This window comes from Peteryoungia wuzhouensis, assembly GCF_003205195.1.
Taxonomy (GTDB): domain Bacteria; phylum Pseudomonadota; class Alphaproteobacteria; order Rhizobiales; family Rhizobiaceae; genus Allorhizobium; species Allorhizobium wuzhouense.
The window spans coordinates 277,802-294,195 of sequence record NZ_QJRY01000006.1; the positions used below are offsets into that span (position 1 = coordinate 277,802).

A 16,394-nucleotide genomic window follows, 5' to 3' on the forward strand; every position below is an offset into this window, starting at 1 on the left:
CCAGCACGCGAATTAGTCGACCCGTTGTCCCTCGCTGTCGAACAGGTGCAGTCGGGAGATCGGGAAGTCGACGCGGATGGTGCGGTCGGCGCTCAGGACACTCCGGTCGAGGGTGAAGATCTTGAACGGTAGACCATGGACCGAAAGGTGCATGATGATGCCAAAGCCTGTCGGCTCGACGAGGTCGACGCCTGCTTCGATTGCCCCCGCAGACGAGATCACCACATGCTCCGGCCGAATGCCGAGCGTGACCTTGCTATTGGATGCCAAAGCCTTGCGCAGTTCGACTGCAACGGAGGTCTCATTGGCAAAGCGGACAGAGGCCTGACCGCCCTCCAGGACATAGTGGCCCTCAAGGAAGTTCATCCCGGGCGAGCCGATGAAGCCGGCGACGAAGAGATTGGCGGGGCGGTCATAGAGGTCGAGTGGTGCGCCGACCTGCTGGACCACGCCGCCATGCATGGCGACGATCCGGTCTGCGAGCGTCATGGCCTCGATCTGGTCGTGGGTCACGTAGATCGAGGTTGCGCCCAGTTCCTTGTGCAGCTTCTTGATCTCGGCGCGCATCTGCTCGCGCAGTCGCGCATCGAGATTGGAGAGCGGCTCGTCGAACAGGAAGGCCTTGGGCTGGCGCACGATGGCGCGGCCCATCGCAACGCGCTGGCGTTGGCCGCCGGAAAGCGCCTTGGGACGGCGTTGCAAAAGAGCGTCGAGCCCAAGTTTGGCCGAGGCACTGGCGACGATTTCGGCGATCCGTTCCTTGCCGGTCTTTCTGAGCCTCAGGCTGTAGCTCATGTTGTCAGCAACCGTCATGTGCGGATAGAGCGCATAGGACTGGAACACCATGGCGATGTCGCGATCTTTTGGCGGCAGGTCGTTGACCCGTCGGCCTTCAATCGAGATCTCACCGGAGGTTACCTCTTCAAGCCCCGCAATCATCCTGAGCAGTGTGGACTTGCCGCAGCCGGAGGGGCCGACCAGAACGATGAACTCGCCGTCACGAATGGTGAGATCCACGCCGTGCAGAACCGGGAAATGGCCGTAACTCTTGCGGATGGCGGAAATATCGATGGAAGCCATGATGGAGACCTTTCAGCCTTTGACCGCGCCGGCCGTCAGGCCCTGCACGAGATAGCGCTGGATGAGGAGGAAGAAGAGGCAGGCGGGGATGAGGGCAAGCACGCCCGCTGCCATCATCTGCCCGAAATTGACCGAGAATTTCGACACGAAGGACAGGAGCCCGACGGGGAAGGTGGCCGCGTCATTGCCCGAGATCAGCATCAGGGCGAAGAGCAGTTCCGACCAGGCCGCGGTGAAGACGAAACCGAGCGTGGCGGCGATCCCCGGCAGTGTCAGCGGCAGGATGATCTGGCGGAAGGCGACGAACTGGGTCGCGCCGTCGATCATCGCGGCTTCCTCCAGATCTTTCGGGATGCCGTCGAAGAAGGACTGCATCAGGAAGGTAGCAAAGGGCACGTTGAAGGCGGAATAGACGACGACGAGGCCGGTCAGACTGTTGGTGAGGCCGAGCGGCGAGAGGATCTTGAAGATCGGCGCCACCAGCATGACCAGCGGAAACATCTGCGTCAAAAGCATCAGCGCCACGATCCAATATTTGGCCCGGAAATTGAAGCGCGACAGCGCGTAACCCGACAGCGAGGCGATGATCGTGACGACGAAGGCGGTCGAACCGGCCACAATGAGACTGTTCTTGAAGAAGGTCGGGAAGGCGCTGTGCGCGATCACATAGGTGAAGTGCTCGAAGGTTGTGCGCGACGGCCACATCCTGACCCCCTCGCTGTAGAGCAGATCGTTCGGCGTGACCGCGACCTTCAAGAGCCAGTAGAGCGGAAAGAGGGCGACGACGATATAGGCGAGGATCGCCAATCGGTGCGCGACGGTCAGGGCAATGCGGGACGGCCTCATGCGCTCAATCCTTGTTCAACAGCGACTGCCTGAGCAGCACGATCAGCATGGAATAGGCGAGCAGCAGGACGAGCAGCACCAGCGCGATCGCCGAGGCATAACCGAAATCGAGCCGCTTGAAGGCCTGGGTGAAGATGTAGGAGGCGACGATCTGGGTGCGATCAGCCGGCCCGCCATTGGTCATGACGATGATCAGGTCGGCGAAGTTCGAGATCCAGACCGTGCGCAGCAGAACGGTGATCGCGATGGTCGGGGCGAGGAAGGGAAGCGTGATCGACCAGAAGCGCTGGACAGGGCCGGCACCATCGATGGAAGCTGCCTCATAGAGATCGCGGGGGATGGCCTGGAGGGCGGCGAGCAGCGTGATGGCGAAGAAAGGGATGCCCCACCAGACATTGGCGACGATAGGCCCCCACATGGCGAGGTGCGGATCGGAGAGGATGTTGTTGGGTTCGGAAAGGATGCCCATGGCAAAGAGCCAATGGGGCAGGGGGCCGATGACCGGATTGAACAGCCAGGCCCAGTTGAGGCCGGCGAGAAAACTCGGGACTGCCCAGGGCAGGAAGACGAGCGCCTGGGCGAGACCTCTGCCGTAAAACGGTTTGTCGAGCAGAAGGGCGAGGATCAGCCCAAACATGAATTGCAGTGCGACCGATGCGCCTGTCCACCAAAGCGTGTTCTTCAGCGCCCGATAGAAATCGGCGTCCTGTCCGAGGGCGCGAAAGTGGTCTAGGCCGACAAAGCCGCCGGAAAATGGGTTGAGCAACTGGATGTCGCGAAAGGCATAGGAAATGCCCAGCACCAGCGGCACCAGCATGACCGATATGATCAGGATCAGCGCCGGCGCACTGTAAAGATAAGGGTCCGACGCATCGGCAATCCGCTTGAGCAGCGTGCGCCGATCACCCCGGTGAAGGGTCGATGTCATCGTTCAGGCTTTCGTCTGTTCGCGCTTGACCGACCGGGCGGGGCGTTGAGGCCCCGCCCAGTCGTTGAAAAGCTTACTTCTTCGCCAGGTGCTTCTGCTGCGCCTTGGTCAGATAGTCGGCCCACTGGTCGGCCAGTTCCTTCGGCGTGATGTCGCCCAAAAGCGCCTGCTGCGAGGTCTTGATGACGAGCGAATCCTTGAAGAAGGCGAATTCTTCCAGATGCGTCGGCATCACGGTAGGGACCGCATCCTTGTCCGAAAGCTCCTCGAACCAGCCCTTGAACTGCGGGCTTGCATAGAAGGGATCGCTTTCGGCGGACTTCAGCGCCGGAAGCGCCCCGGTGCGCTTGTTCCAGGCAATATTGCCCTCCTTGCCTTCCAGCGTTGCGATCAGCTTCCAGGACAAATCCTTGTTGGCGCTGGCCGACATCATCGACCAGCCGGCATAACCGATGGTCGGGAAGGTCTTACCATCCGGTCCCTTCGGCATGGTCATCACGCCGTAGTCGTCCTCACCCATGTGTTCGGCAATCGCGATCAGGGCGTCAGGATCCTGATCGAGGAAGGCGCAGGTGCCGCTGTAGAAGCCGGCGACGATCTCGTTGAAGCCCCAGTTGACCGAATCCTTCGGCGCATAACCGTTCTTGTAGAGGTCGATCAGCCAGGTGAGACCTTTGACCCAGCCCTCGGAATTGAAGGTGGACGTGCCGTCTTCCGTGAAAAAGGCGTTCGAGCCGGCCATGGAGGCGCCGAACATCACCCAGCCGTTCAGGCCGCCCGGTCCGCCACGCAGGCAATAGCCGTATTTGCCGGGCAGAGCCGAAACCTTCGTGGACGCCTCGGCAAAGTCTTCCATGGTCTTCGGCGGCTCGGAGACGCCGGCCTCGGCCAGCAGTTTCTTGTTGTAGAACATCGCCCGCAGATAGAAGCCGTAGGGCAGCATATAGGCTGTGTCCTTGACATCGCGGCCGAGTTCGAGCGCGCGGTCGGAGAGATCAGCCGTCTGGTCCCAGGTCTTGAGATAGGGCTCAAGGCTCTCGACGATGCCGTTATTGGCGTAGAGCGACAGCCAAGTGTCGGGCATTTCCATGACATCAGGGATTTCGCCGGCCGAGACCATGGTGGCAAATTTCTGGAAGGCTTCGCCCCAGGGGAGCGAGATGATCTCCACCTTGGTGCCTGGATTTTCCGCCTCGAATTTCGAGACGATCGATTTCAGAGTTTCAGTGCGTTCGGGGCTCGTGATCACTTCCACGAGCTTGAGCGTGGTGTCGGCAAGGGCGGTCCCTGCCATCAGCGCGCTCATCAAGGCTGCTGTCAAAAGGGCTTTCATTATACAGTTCCTCCACTGCTTTTTGGGTTTGGTTCGACAGGCTCAGGGTAGTCGGGCGGCGGCGATGGCCGTCTCCAGATCCCTCCACAAGACCTCGGTTCCCTCGAGGCCGACATGGAGGCGCACGGACCGCGGGTTCATGCCGAAGGCATGCGCGGAATTTGGTTGGGCTTTCTGCTGCAGCACGACTTCGCCCGGCACCACGAGGCTTTCGTGGCCGCCCCAGCTGACGCCGAGTTTGAAGAGTTGCAGCGTGTCGCAGAAGGCCCTGATATCGACGCCCTCGCGGAAGACGAAGGAGAAGAGGCCGGAGGTGCCGGAAAGGCCCGGCGGCAATTGATTGGCAAGGCCCGGATGATTGACCTGTTCGACCACATCGAGCGCCTTCAGCCGGCGAGCAATATCGAGCGCGGATGTCTCATGCGCCTTCATCCGGATCGGAAGCGTCCGCAAGCCGCGGATCAGCAGCCAGGCATCGAAGGGTGACATCTTTCCGCCGAGATAGGGCAGGGCCTCGCCGCGGATGCGGTCGATCAGGGTCTTCGAGCCCGTCACGACGCCGGCCACGACATCACTGTGGCCGCCGAGATATTTCGACGCGGAATGCAGGACGATATCGACACCCAGCGACAGCGGGCGCTGGAAGATCGGGCTTGCCCAGCTGTTGTCGATGACGCTGACGGCACCGTGTTTCCTGGCGATAGCCGCGAGTGCCGCGACGTCGTGGGTCTCCATGATCCAGCTGGTCGGGCTTTCCAGATAGAGCAGGCGGGCACCGGCCATGGCCGCGTCCACTGCGTCGAGGTCGGTGCCATCGACATAGGTGACTTCAACCTTCATCCGTTTCAAAAGCGTGCCGAACAGGCGGAAGGCATCGGGGTAAAGGTTTTTCACCGCAACGATCCGGTCGCCGGGCTCGACGAAGGTGATGACAGTCGAGGAGATCGCCGCCATGCCGCTGCCGAAACCGAGCGCATCCTCGCCGCCTTCGAGCTTGGCCAGCATCTCCTCGAAATGACGCACCGTCGGATTGAGGCCGCGCGAATAGACCGGGCGATTGCGCTCGCCGCGATAGGTCGCGACCATCTCGTCATAGGTCTCAAAGGTGAAGAGCGAGGTCTGCACGATCGGCGGAACGACCGCCTCAAAAGCATTGGTTTCGTCATGGGCGACGATGAGGGAGGCAAGCTCGAACGGGTCGGAGCCGTTGATCATTTGGACATTTCCTTGATGTCTTCCTCAACGATGTCGAGGATCTTGATGGTCTCGCGCCGTGCCGCCTCGGTGTCCTGGGCGACGATCGCGTTGTAGAGGGTGCGGTGATAGGGGAACGACCTGAAGGCAAAGTCCGGCCGGTCGAAAGGAGTGTCCCAGAAGCGCTCGAAAGCTTCGCGCATCTGTTCGAGCAGTTGGCGGAACAGCGGATTGTGGGTGGCGTCGTAAATGGCGAGGTGGAAGGCCAAATCTTCCTTGCCGGCGGTGCCCTTTTCCAGATGCACGCGTTCCATTTCGTCCAGCGTCTCGCTGATGCGGCGAAGATCATCCTTGGTGCGGCGGCGGGCCGCCGCCATGCAAGCCTCGCATTCGATGCCCCGGCGAACTTCGAGCGTCTGCAATAGCGCATCGCGCAGGCTGCCCATGTTGACCGAGAGCGGCATATGGATCGTCGCCGACGTGATCGGCTTCAACAGATAGGTGCCGCTGCCCTTGCGGGTCTCCATGACCCCGAGTGCCTGGAATTGGCGGATGACCTCGCGGATGGTCGAGCGCCCGACACCGAGCGCTGCCATCAATTCCCGCTCTGCTGGCAGTCGGTCGCCTGCGGCGAGCGCCGATTGCTGGATATACGCCGCCAGCGAATCCGTCACCTGTCGGCCGCGATCTGCAGGCGGTAGAGGGGTAAGGGCAGACTTCATCGTCACCTCAAATTGGTCTGACATCATATCAATCAGCGGACCTGATGGTTGTCAACGGTGTGTGGCGGTCGGTCTGGCTCAGACGGTGTTTTTTCCTGTGGTGTTTGCTGGCCCTGCCTGAATCGGGACAGAGGGTCTGATCCCATCCGTCAGGTGCAAAGCGCGCAAGCGAACGCGATTCTGCGGACATTGGTCCCGCAGCAACGGGCGCGGTTCCGGCCCCTAGGAGATCAAGCGTGATGAAGGTCCCCTCGGCGTTTCTACGGCGCGTGGATCGCTGTTGTCGGATGGCTCCGGTGGGGTAATGCTGAGTCGAAAGATTAGTAATATTATTCTTAATAATAATTAATATTATTATTGACTCAGGACCCGTCCGGGCTGTTAATGCCCCTGCAACTGCGGTTGCAGGGGGGGAGGCACAGAAACTGTCCGGAGATGGCGAGGCGCAAGTCGCGGCGCGTGCGTGTCGAGCACTTGCGGGCCCGACTTCGCGGGTAGCCGGCCGATGATCGCATCGCTTCTGAGGTCAGAATGGAGGGGCGCCTGCATGCAGGCTTGCCGCAGTTCGGGGCTTGGCGGTCGGGGATGCTGCCGGAAGGAGGAGGCTTTCCGGCCGCGACGTGAGACGCACACATGGGGTGGCGTCTACCAACAAGGGTGCCAGAGAAGGTACCAAGGAGGAGGAGCATGAAACTGAAGGCTTTATTGATCGCATCCACAGCTTCGCTGCTGTTGAGCGCGGGCACATCATTCGCTGGCCCCGAAGTCGTGTCGGGTCCCGGCGCAGAACCTGGTTGCTTCGCGCCGTGGAGCGCTGACACCAAATATATGCAATGGCCGAAGAAGGATGGCCCCTACAAGGTCGCCATCGTCAACGGGTTCGTCGGCAATACCTGGCGCATTCAGATGATCAAGACCGCCAAGGCCTATGCTCAGGACCCGGCCGTGAAGGATAAAATTGCCGAGTTCAAGGTCGTCTCGACGGGAACGGACGCGCCCGCCCAGCTTGGGGCCATCGAGGATTTCATCAATCAGGGCTATGACGCCATCGTCACGATTGCGGTTGCCCCAGACGGTTTCGATCGCGTGATCCGGCTTGCCGACAAGAACAATGTCGTCCTGGTTCCGTTCGACAATGTCCTCGACACCGACAAGGTCATGCAGGTGAACGAGAACCAGCTCGAAATGGGCCGCATGTGGGGTCAGTTCGCGCTTGGTGAACTGCACGCCAAGGGCGTCAAGGAAGGCAAGATCCTTGAGGTGAGAGGCCTGCCCGGAAACTCCGTGGATCGCGACCGTTCGATCGGCATCAACGAGGTGTTCACCAAGGATGGCGGCAAGTGGGAGATGGTCTCCGTCGTCGGCAACTGGGACGACGGCACCACCCAGAAGGTTGTCGCAGACGCGATTGCTGTGCACGGGCAGTTCAATGCCGTTGTGGGGCAGGGCGGTTCCAACGGGGTTATCCAGGCGCTGAAGGATGCCGGTCATCCCTGGGTGCCGATCGCCGGTGAATCGGAGAACGGCTTCCGCAAGGCCATTGCCGAGCATTCCGCTGACGGTCTCAAGGGCATTTCCATTGGCCAGTCACCCGGTCTCGTGGCGATCGCGATGAAGGCGGCAATCTCGGCGCTCGAGGGTAACGTGATGCCGCAGTTGATCTCGGTTCCGCTGCCGGTTGCGACCTACAAGGAACTCAAAGATGGCGAGAACTACTGGTCCAACCTTCCGGACAATTTTTTCACGGTCAACGAGTTCCCACCCTGCGGCGTGAATATCTCGGGTCCGGCCATTATGGCGCAGGACGAGTCCGACACGAATTAATCCAGACATGAGGCAAGGCATGCCGGCTCTGGCCGGCATGCTTATCTCCGGTTTCCCGTCTATGTGCCGCGGGCCGGCTGAATGAGCTTTTCATGGTGCGGATTGGGAGGAGTGAAAATCGTGACCGACAATAGCCATGCGGGTATTCCGATCATGGACTTGCGCGGAATTTCGAAGTCGTTCTCGGGCACCATTGCGCTGAACGGCGTCGATTTTTCCTGCCGCACCGGCAGCACTCACGCCATCCTGGGCGAGAATGGCGCAGGCAAATCGACGCTGATCAAGATCATGTCCGGGGTGCTCCAGCCCGACAGGGGCGAGATGCACCTCAACGGCCATCCGATGCGATTTTGGTCGCCTGCAGAGGCTGCGAAATGCGGGATTGTCTGTGTTTTCCAGGAACTGTCGCTGATGCCAGACCTCACTGTCGCGGACAATATTTCCATTTCCGATCCACCGCGTAGCTTCGGTCTGATCAATGGGCGCGAACAGAAACGCCGTGCCGAGGCGCTTCTCGCCCGCATCAAATGCGAAGACGTGAACCCCAATACGCTTGTGCGCAACCTGTCTCTTTCGCGCCGGCAGATGGTGGAAATTGCCAAGGCATTGGGCATGCAGCCAAAGGTGCTGATCCTGGACGAAGCGACCTCGGCGCTGACGAGCCGCGATGTGGAGACCGTCTACGGGCTGCTGGGTGACTTGAAGAACGAGAATGTCGCATCGCTGTTCATCTCTCATCGCATGCATGAGGTGGATCGGCTCTGCGATACGCTGTCTGTCTTTCGAAACGGGAGTCACGTCGACACCTTCGCCAAAGGTGAGCGCTCCTCTCAGGAGATCGTGCGCATGATGATCGGGAGAAATGTGGAGGCGCATTTTCCGCCCAAGCCGCCGCCGCGCCAGGCCTTGCCCTTCTTCGAGATCGAAAACCTCTCCTGGGAGAACCGGCTGAAAGGTGTCAATCTGCACCTGGGCAAGGGAGAGATCGTCGGGCTCGGCGGGCTGGACGGTCAGGGGCAGAAGGAATTGCTGCTCGCCCTTTTCGGCGTTTTGAGAGGCGTTGGCGGCGCCGTGAAAGCCAGCGGAAGCGCTGTTGCGGCTTCCTCGCCGTATGAAGCCAAAACCGGTAGGACACGTATAGCCCTGGTTCCGGAAGACCGGAAAACGGAAGGGCTGATGCTGCCCATGTCGATCGCAGACAACTTGCTTGCTGCCTCTTTCGACAAGGTTTGCAGCGGCCCCTTCATCAACGGGATCAAGGAAAAGGCAGCGGTCGAGGATGGCATCCGCAAACTGCAGATCAAGGTCAACAAGGCGTCCGACGCCGTGGCGACGCTGTCTGGGGGCAACCAGCAGAAGGTCGTCATCGCAAAATGGTTGATGACCCAGCCGGACGTCATCCTTTTGAACGATCCGACCCGCGGCATTGATGTCGGCACGAAGCAGGAGATCTACAAATTGATGCGCGAACTCGCCGATGCGGGCAAGGCGATCCTGTTTTATTCGACCGATTATGCCGAGCTGGTCGGCTGCTGTGACCGTGTCGCCATCATGTATGACGGCGTGATCACAAGGGAACTTAGCGGCGAGGCGATCAACGAGGAAACCATTGTCGCCGCGTCTCTCAACATCAGCGCGCAGACGGCAGCATGAGGGCAGGCATGGAGAGCCTCAAGAGCAATCTGGCTAACAGCGTTCGGCAAAGCCGCGCCTTCTATGGCGCACTCGCCCTGCTGCTGGTCATCTATCTTGTCTACAATATCCTCCACCCTCGCGGATTCTCGTCAGCCGTATTGGTCCAGAATGCGAATGAAACCGTCGCGATAGCGTTTCTCGCCATGGCTCAAACCGTGCCGGTTCTGCTTGGAGGCCTGGATTTGAGCGTCGGTGCAGTGATGACGCTGACCTCATGTCTTGCGTCCGAACTGGTCAACGGTTCACCCGCCGAAATCCTGTTCGGCATGGTCATCACTCTGCTCGCGGGCACGGCATTCGGCCTGATCAACGGCATCATCGTCGTCTACGGGAGGCTGCAGCCGATTATCGTCACGCTGGCGACGGGCGCCATTGCCATTGGCTTGGCCCTTTTCATCCGGCCGAAGCCGGGCGGCGAAATCGACGGAGACCTGAACTGGGCTGTCACCAACAGCCTATGGGACTTTGTTGATACGTATCAGGCCTTCGATCCGGATGCCGCATGGTTTGCCCCCTTCGCGTGGATCCCCACACCGCTCGTCATTCTGATTCTCGTGGCCTTTGCGGTCTGGATGCCCTTCCGCAAGTCGGTCACCGGGCGCACCGTCTATGCTATCGGGTCAGCAGAGGGCGCGGCCTACATGTCCGGACTTCCCATCAACCGGGCCAAGATTGCTGCCTTCGCCTTGGCGGGTTTCTTTTCCGCCTGCGGCGGCCTTTATCTGGCGATCCAGACGTCCTCCGGCAATGCCGACGTGATGCAGGCTGGCGCCTATACGCTCAATTCCATCGCAGCGGTGGTGCTTGGCGGCACATCCTTGCTGGGTGGCGTCGGCGGTGCAATCGCCTCGCTTATCGGGGCCTGCATCCTTCGCGTCATCTCCTTCTATTTCCGCATCGTTTCGATTGACCCGCTCCTCCAGCCGTTGATGGAAGGCATCGTGCTGCTGGCAGCGGTCAGCCTCGGCGCCCTGCGTACGCTTCGAGTCAAGAACAGACTGGACCTCTTTCGCTAGGAGATGTGATGACCAAATTCCTTTCCAGTATCCAGCCCGAAAACAAGCCGATCATCGCTGCCTCGCTTTGCATCATTGCCATCCTGCTGATCGGCACCGGCTATACGCTGACTATGCAGGGGACAGCGCCCCTCCTTTCGCCCCATTATCTCCTGCAGCAACTGCAGACAGGATCGTTCCTCGGCATCGTTGCGGCGGGTATGATGATGGTAATTCTGCTTGGCCATATCGACCTTTCCGTGCCGTGGACACTGACGGCCTCGGCGATGATGGCGGCGAGCGTCGGTGGCAGCATGGCTTTGCCCACCGGCATCGCGGTCGGGCTGGTAGTGGGACTCCTGAACGGACTGGGGGTTGCCTATCTGCGTATTCCCTCCATGATCTTCACACTGGGCGTGGATTCGGTTCTTCGGGGCCTCATGGTTGCCCATACCGGTGGATTTGCACCGCAAGATCAGGCAACGCCGCTTATGCGGTTTCTCGCGGCCGATCATATTCTTGGCATACCCGTTGCGATCTTCGTCTGGGCAATGGTGTCGGTCTGTATAGCGGTGATCCTGACCCGGACCGGCTTCGGACGGTCAATTTACGCAACGGGCAATCGCGAAGGCGCAGCCTATCTCTCCGGCATTCGTACCCGGCAGGTCATCGTCGGCACATTCATGGTTTCCGGTGTCTGCGCGGCGATCGCCGGCGTGCTTCTGGCCGGGTATTCGGCGAAGGCCTATCAAGGCATGGGGCTTCCCTATCTGCTGCCGGCCATTGCAGCCGTTGTTCTTGGCGGAACGCGCATTCTCGGCGGGCAGGGACGCTACATCGGCACGCTTGTCGGCGTGGTGCTAATCGTTCTCCTGAACTCGGTGCTCTCCATCATGCAGATGCCCGAGGCGGGCCGGCAGATCATCTACGGCACTGTCATCATTGGCATGCTGTTAGCCTATGGCAGGACCGCAAAGGTGACGTCTTGAGCGGACACGCGGTTCGTAGCCTCCGCAAATTATAGTCCAAGGTCGTGCAACCTGACGGGTCGTGGGGGCCAAGGCGGCGGCCGAGCGGCGCTTCCATCTTGCCGCAATGAAATTGCGTTCCGTCCAGTCCCAAACATCGAATGCGGGTTTTGAATGTGGGTTTGCTCCAATTGTATGCCCTTTTTGATGCGGCACCCCTTGATCGGTGAGGTTTGCGGGTCGTCTGCAATTGGCGCGGTGTTTGGTTTTAAAGTGCCAGAGTTAGCCGCAAGGGTTCCGGCGCAGCATGCGTGGCTGGTCCGAGAGCGGCTCCCGTGGGAGAGACATCCCCTCGGGTGCGTCGCCAGATCCAAGGCTCAGTGATGGCGGCTATCAGCCGCTTTCGCCCTCGATCAGTGTCATGGGCCAAAGCCGGCGGCGGGTGGCATCCGGATAGTGATGCGCGAAGTCTGGCATGGTGGCCAGCAGGCTCTCGGCGAGTGCAATGCCGAGAGCCCTGAGATCGGGTCGGAAACAGGTCATCACCGGATGCAGGAACTGTGCCTGGGGGCTGTACTGGCCGATGACCGCGATATCCCGGCCAGGCTTCAACCCTGCTTCCTGAAGGCCGCGATAGAAACCGACGACCGTCGCTTCGTTGAGGAGGATGATGGCGGACGGACGGTCGCGCGATTTCATCACCTGTTGCGCGACCTGGTAGCCGCCGGGCTCGTTCGGCCCCGAGCGGTAGACATGCGCCGGCTGCAGTTCAAGTCCGTGACGTGCCAGGATGAGCCGGCAATGATCCTCGAAGACATGGCCGAGGTTGATGTCGCCATGCGGACGGCTGATCGCGATGTGCCGATGGCCGTTGGCGACCAGACGTTCCAAGGCATCCTCCGCCATGCCCTCGAAGTCGAGGTCATACCAGGGTTGGCCCACATCGGTCTGGCTTCGGCCGAGCGTGATGAAAGGAATTTTCGCCCTGCTCAGCAATTCGAAGCGCGGATCCTGAAAGCGGGTTGCCGAGAGGATGATGCCATCCGCGAAGCCACGCGCGACGATGCGCTTCAGATAGTCATCCGGGTCTTCCTCGGATGAACACAAAAGGGCGACGAGATCAAGCTTGTGGCGCGCCAGGACCGTCTGCACACCGTCGAACACCCGCATGAAGAAGGTGTCGCCCTGGCCGGTGATGTCGTGACCCGTCTGGATCATGAAGCCGATGATGCCGGTCGCCCCCTTGCGGAGCGAGCGGCCGGCCTGATTGGCAACATAACCCAGTTCTTCAGCCGCCTCGAGCACGCGTCGGCGGGTCTCTTCGTTGACATCAGGCTTGCCGTTCAGCGCGCGTGAGACGGTGCCGATGGAGATATCGAGATGTTCCGCCAGTTGCCGGATGCCCTTCATGACCCCTCCAAGGAACCGCGCCGTAATCGTTTACGAAATCTCTATTGACACATGCGGCGTCTCGTTCATAGTGTCGTAAACGTTTACGGGATGTACGGAGAAGGAGCTCCGGGCATTCTTTGGGAGGGTAGAGTGACATCAAGGGCCGTTTTGTGCGGGTGCGGAGCCATGGCCAAGGGCTGGCTCCGGGCGCTGCAGTCAAGTTCCGAACTGAAGCAGGAGGTGGAGATCGTCGGCCTCGTTGATCTCGATCTGTCGGTTGCCAAGGCACTGGCACTTGAATTCGGTCTCGATGATGTGGTGATCGACACGGATCTGGCGTCCGTCATCAATGCGACCAGTGCCGACATTCTGTTCGACGTCGTCGTGCCTTCTGCCCGCTTCCCGGTTGTCTCTGCGGCCCTTCGCCTCGGCTGCCACGTTCTTTCCGAAAAGCCGCTTGCCGCCTCCATGGACGAAGCGAAGGCTCTGCTGGCGCTGGCTGCGGAAACGGGCCGGGTGCATGCCGTGGTCCAAAACCGCCGTTACATCTCCGGCGTCCGCCGCCTGCGTCGCGCCGTCGAAGATGGATTGATCGGTGAGGTCTCCGGCATCCATTGCGACTTCTTCATTGGCCCGCATTTCGGCGGCTTCCGCGAAGCGATGGACAACGTCCTTCTTCTCGACATGGCGATCCACACCTTTGATGCCGCACGTTTTGTCTCCGGCAAGCAGCCGCTCAAGGTCTATTGTGTGGAGACGAACCCGTCGGGTTCCTGGTACGCCCATGGTGCGTCGGCCAATGCGATCTTCACCCTCTCGGGTGATGCCGTTTTCACCTACCGGGGATCATGGTGCGCCGAGGGGCGCCGCACCAGTTGGGAAAGCGCCTGGAGGCTGGTGGGCTCGAAGGGCATGCTGACCTGGGACGGCGAGGAGGCTTTCGAAGCGACCCTTGCCGGCAGCGATCCGGGTCTTCTGCGTGGCCATCAGGTCGTGTCCATTCCCATGGCGCCGGATGAAGAGCAGACCCACGGACATCGCAGCGTACTGGCTGAATTCATCGACGCGATCAAAACCGGCCGCAGGCCGGAAACGGTCAGCGACGACAACATCAAGAGCCTCTCCATGGTCTTCGGTGCGATTGAAAGCGCCCGGACCGGACTTCCCGTCAGTATTTCAGTCGAAGGACATTAAACCCGTGAGCAATCCCGCAAACTCCATACGCGTCGGAACCATGGTCAGCGCCAGCGGCGGCAAGGCGGCTGAGCGGATCGGCCAGATCGCCGAACTCGGCTTCGAGAGCTTCGAGCCCTTCTTCTGGCAGACCACGAACGGCCAGGATCTCGCCGAGCTCGGAAAGCGTTGCATGGATGCGATCGGCGATCGCGACATCACCATGTCGACGCTCGGCATGTTCGGGAACCCGTTGGAAGAGAAGGACATGGACCTCCAGACCCTTCAGGGTTGGAAGGATTGCATCGACAACGCCCATCATTTCGGAGCGACCTGCATCGCCGGCTTCACAGGCCGCATCCGCAACCGGCCGCTGACCGAGAGCCTGCCGCGTTACCGCGAGATCTGGAGCGAACTTGCCAAGCGTGCGGCGGACAAGGGCGTGAAGATCGCCTTCGAAAATTGCGCCATGGACGGCAACTGGCAGACGGGTGACTGGAACATCGCGCACAATCCCGACGCCTGGGAGCTGATCTTCAACGAGACACCGGACGAGCATATCGGGCTTGAATGGGAGCCGTGCCACCAGATGGTCTATCTGATCGATCCGATCCCACAGATCCGCAAATGGGCGCACAAGTTTTTCCATGTGCATGGCAAGGACGCGACCATCCGCTGGGATGTGATCCGCGAACACGGCGTCTTTGGCAAACATCCCTTCGTTTTCATGCGCACGCCCGGCTTCGGCGATACCAACTGGACGGATGTGATTTCCGAGCTGCGGCTCGCCGGCTGGTCGGGTTCGATCGACATCGAGGGTTGGCATGACCCTGTCTATCGTGATGCGCTGGAAATGACAGGGCAGGTGCACGCGCTGAATTATCTGAAGAATTGCCGGGGTGGGGACTTCGTCATCGACCCGCAATGAAGACTGCCGCCCGGCTTGGAGGAAGCCGTGCGGATCAATGGTCCAACAATGGAGGAGAGCATGTCTATTCGAAAGAGCCTCGTGGCGGGCGCATTGGCGCTTGCCTCCGTATCCGCACTGGCGCTGGCTGCCCATGCGCAGGAAGAAGTCACCATTACCATCTGGAGCCTGGACAAGCCGGAACAGCCGGCCTTCAACCTGGCGAAAGAATTCGACGAGAAGGAACCCGGCATCAAGGTCGAGTATCGCCTCATCCAGTTCGACGATGTGGTCAGCGAAGCCATGCGCGCCTATTCGACCGGTCAGGCGCCCGATATCATCGCCATCGACAATCCCGACCATGCGCTTTTTGCCTCGCGTGGCGCATTTCTCGATGTGACGGATCGCGTTGCCAAATCCGAAATCATCAACCCCGAAAATTATTTTGCCGGCCCGCTGAATTCCGTCACCTGGGATGGAAAGCTGTTCGGTGTGCCGAAGGCAACCAATACGATCGCGCTCTATTACAATGCCGACATGTTCAAGGAGAAGGGGCTGGACCCCGACAAGCCGCCGCAGACATGGGCCGAACTCATCGATGCCGCCCGCAAGCTGACGGATCCTGCCAAGAACGTCTATGGTCTCGCCTTCTCGGCCAAGGGCAATGAGGAGGGCACGTTCCAGTTCCTTCCCTGGGCCCAGATGGGCGGTGGCAGCTACCAGCACATCAATACCGACGGAGCCGTCAAGGCGCTGGAAACCTGGAAGACCATTCTGGATGAGAAGCTTGCTTCCCCCGATAGCCTGACACGCGGTCAGTGGGATTCGACCGGAACCTTCAATTCCGGCAATGCCGCCATGGCAATCTCCGGTCCATGGGAACTGAACCGGATGTCGGATGAAGCCAAGTTCGACTGGCGCGTGGCCCTCTTGCCGGTGCCTGAGGTCGGGGCGGAACGTTCGTCCGCCATGGGTGACTTCAACTGGGCGATCTTCGCGAACAGCAAACATCCGGATGAAGCGTTCAAGGCGCTCGAATATTTTGCCTCGCAGGACGACAAGATGTTCGAGAAATATGGCCAGCTTCCGGCCCGGTCCGACATCTCGCTGCCGCCGACTGGCAATGAGAAGAAGGACGCCGCGCTGAAGGTCTTCCAGGAGCAGCTGAAATACGCGAAGGCACGTGGACCGCATCCGGAATGGCCGAAGATCTCCAAGGCGATCCAGGACGCCATCCAGGCCGCGCTCACTGGCCAGATGTCGCCGAAGGACGCGCTCGATCAAGCCGCTGAAACCATCAGCGCCGTGACCGGCTGACCGATCGGCTGGCGGAATGG

At 60.4% G+C, this 16,394-nt stretch carries 14 protein-coding genes; 7 read left to right on the plus strand and 7 right to left on the minus strand.

Annotated elements, in window-relative coordinates; all coding sequences use genetic code 11:
- Positions 1-12 precede the first annotated feature (12 nt).
- The 6 genes from DMY87_RS17135 to DMY87_RS17160 form a co-directional block, all read right to left on the minus strand.
- Positions 13-1,080, minus strand: a complete 1,068-nt coding sequence (locus DMY87_RS17135; protein ID WP_110792856.1) for an ABC transporter ATP-binding protein — start codon at positions 1,078-1,080, stop codon at positions 13-15.
- A 12-nt stretch (positions 1,081-1,092) separates the two neighbouring features.
- Positions 1,093-1,926, minus strand: coding sequence for a carbohydrate ABC transporter permease (locus DMY87_RS17140; RefSeq protein WP_110792857.1), 834 nt, complete (start codon positions 1,924-1,926; stop codon positions 1,093-1,095).
- A 4-nt stretch (positions 1,927-1,930) separates the two neighbouring features.
- Entirely contained in the window at positions 1,931-2,854 is a 924-nt protein-coding gene (locus DMY87_RS17145) for a carbohydrate ABC transporter permease (RefSeq protein WP_110792858.1), read from the minus strand.
- Between the two features lie 73 nt (positions 2,855-2,927).
- Positions 2,928-4,187 carry an ABC transporter substrate-binding protein gene (locus DMY87_RS17150; RefSeq protein ID WP_110792859.1) on the minus strand — a complete coding sequence of 420 codons (1,260 nt, stop codon included), beginning with the start codon at positions 4,185-4,187 and terminating at the stop codon, positions 2,928-2,930.
- A 42-nt stretch (positions 4,188-4,229) separates the two neighbouring features.
- Positions 4,230-5,402, minus strand: a complete 1,173-nt coding sequence (locus DMY87_RS17155) for a PLP-dependent transferase (RefSeq protein ID WP_110792860.1) — start codon at positions 5,400-5,402, stop codon at positions 4,230-4,232.
- On the minus strand, positions 5,399-6,103 hold the full coding sequence (locus DMY87_RS17160) for a FadR/GntR family transcriptional regulator (protein ID WP_425353511.1): 705 nt from the start codon (positions 6,101-6,103) through the stop codon (positions 5,399-5,401). Before DMY87_RS17160 ends, DMY87_RS17155 begins: the two co-directional genes overlap by 4 nt.
- A gap of 687 nt (positions 6,104-6,790) precedes the next feature.
- Between DMY87_RS17160 and DMY87_RS17165 the strand changes: the two genes are divergently transcribed.
- From DMY87_RS17165 to DMY87_RS17180, 4 genes are all read left to right on the plus strand, one after another.
- A complete protein-coding gene (locus DMY87_RS17165; RefSeq protein WP_110792862.1) occupies positions 6,791-7,927 on the plus strand; it encodes a sugar ABC transporter substrate-binding protein in 1,137 nt (378 codons plus the stop codon).
- A 153-nt stretch (positions 7,928-8,080) separates the two neighbouring features.
- Positions 8,081-9,580, plus strand: a complete 1,500-nt coding sequence (locus DMY87_RS17170; RefSeq protein WP_110792947.1) for a sugar ABC transporter ATP-binding protein — start codon at positions 8,081-8,083, stop codon at positions 9,578-9,580.
- 8 nt (positions 9,581-9,588) lie between these two features.
- A complete protein-coding gene (locus DMY87_RS17175) occupies positions 9,589-10,638 on the plus strand; it encodes an ABC transporter permease (protein WP_110792863.1) in 1,050 nt (349 codons plus the stop codon).
- Positions 10,639-10,646: 8 nt separating this feature from the next.
- Complete coding sequence (locus tag DMY87_RS17180) at positions 10,647-11,606, plus strand: ABC transporter permease (protein ID WP_110792864.1); 960 nt, start codon at positions 10,647-10,649, stop codon at positions 11,604-11,606.
- A gap of 372 nt (positions 11,607-11,978) precedes the next feature.
- Here DMY87_RS17180 and DMY87_RS17185 read toward each other — a convergent pair whose 3' ends face one another.
- Positions 11,979-12,995 (minus strand): LacI family DNA-binding transcriptional regulator, encoded by a 1,017-nt coding sequence (locus DMY87_RS17185; protein ID WP_110792865.1) that lies wholly within the window; start codon positions 12,993-12,995, stop codon positions 11,979-11,981.
- A 132-nt stretch (positions 12,996-13,127) separates the two neighbouring features.
- Between DMY87_RS17185 and DMY87_RS17190 the strand changes: the two genes are divergently transcribed.
- Genes DMY87_RS17190 through DMY87_RS17200 form a run of 3 tightly spaced genes read left to right on the plus strand, consistent with a single transcriptional unit; the run spans position 13,128 to position 16,374 of the window.
- On the plus strand, positions 13,128-14,171 hold the full coding sequence (locus tag DMY87_RS17190) for a Gfo/Idh/MocA family protein (RefSeq protein WP_110792866.1): 1,044 nt from the start codon (positions 13,128-13,130) through the stop codon (positions 14,169-14,171).
- A 4-nt stretch (positions 14,172-14,175) separates the two neighbouring features.
- Complete coding sequence (locus tag DMY87_RS17195; RefSeq protein ID WP_110792867.1) at positions 14,176-15,078, plus strand: sugar phosphate isomerase/epimerase family protein; 903 nt, start codon at positions 14,176-14,178, stop codon at positions 15,076-15,078.
- 60 nt (positions 15,079-15,138) lie between these two features.
- A complete protein-coding gene (locus DMY87_RS17200; protein WP_110792948.1) occupies positions 15,139-16,374 on the plus strand; it encodes an ABC transporter substrate-binding protein in 1,236 nt (411 codons plus the stop codon).
- Positions 16,375-16,394 lie beyond the last annotated feature (20 nt).

Excerpts from the sequence above, each read along its gene's own strand:
- DMY87_RS17135 (WP_110792856.1), bottom strand. The coding sequence starts at position 1,080 with ATGGCTTCCATCGATATTTCCGCCATCCGCAAGAGTTACGGCCATTTC.
- DMY87_RS17140 (WP_110792857.1), bottom strand. The coding sequence starts at position 1,926 with ATGAGGCCGTCCCGCATTGCCCTGACCGTCGCGCACCGATTGGCGATC.
- DMY87_RS17145 (WP_110792858.1), bottom strand. The coding sequence starts at position 2,854 with ATGACATCGACCCTTCACCGGGGTGATCGGCGCACGCTGCTCAAGCGG.
- DMY87_RS17150 (WP_110792859.1), bottom strand. The coding sequence starts at position 4,187 with ATGAAAGCCCTTTTGACAGCAGCCTTGATGAGCGCGCTGATGGCAGGG.
- DMY87_RS17155 (WP_110792860.1), bottom strand. The coding sequence starts at position 5,402 with ATGATCAACGGCTCCGACCCGTTCGAGCTTGCCTCCCTCATCGTCGCC.
- DMY87_RS17160 (WP_425353511.1), bottom strand. The coding sequence starts at position 6,103 with ATGAAGTCTGCCCTTACCCCTCTACCGCCTGCAGATCGCGGCCGACAG.
- DMY87_RS17165 (WP_110792862.1), top strand. The coding sequence starts at position 6,791 with ATGAAACTGAAGGCTTTATTGATCGCATCCACAGCTTCGCTGCTGTTG.
- DMY87_RS17170 (WP_110792947.1), top strand. The coding sequence starts at position 8,081 with ATGGACTTGCGCGGAATTTCGAAGTCGTTCTCGGGCACCATTGCGCTG.
- DMY87_RS17175 (WP_110792863.1), top strand. The coding sequence starts at position 9,589 with ATGGAGAGCCTCAAGAGCAATCTGGCTAACAGCGTTCGGCAAAGCCGC.
- DMY87_RS17180 (WP_110792864.1), top strand. The coding sequence starts at position 10,647 with ATGACCAAATTCCTTTCCAGTATCCAGCCCGAAAACAAGCCGATCATC.
- DMY87_RS17185 (WP_110792865.1), bottom strand. The coding sequence starts at position 12,995 with ATGAAGGGCATCCGGCAACTGGCGGAACATCTCGATATCTCCATCGGC.
- DMY87_RS17200 (WP_110792948.1), top strand. The coding sequence starts at position 15,139 with ATGTCTATTCGAAAGAGCCTCGTGGCGGGCGCATTGGCGCTTGCCTCC.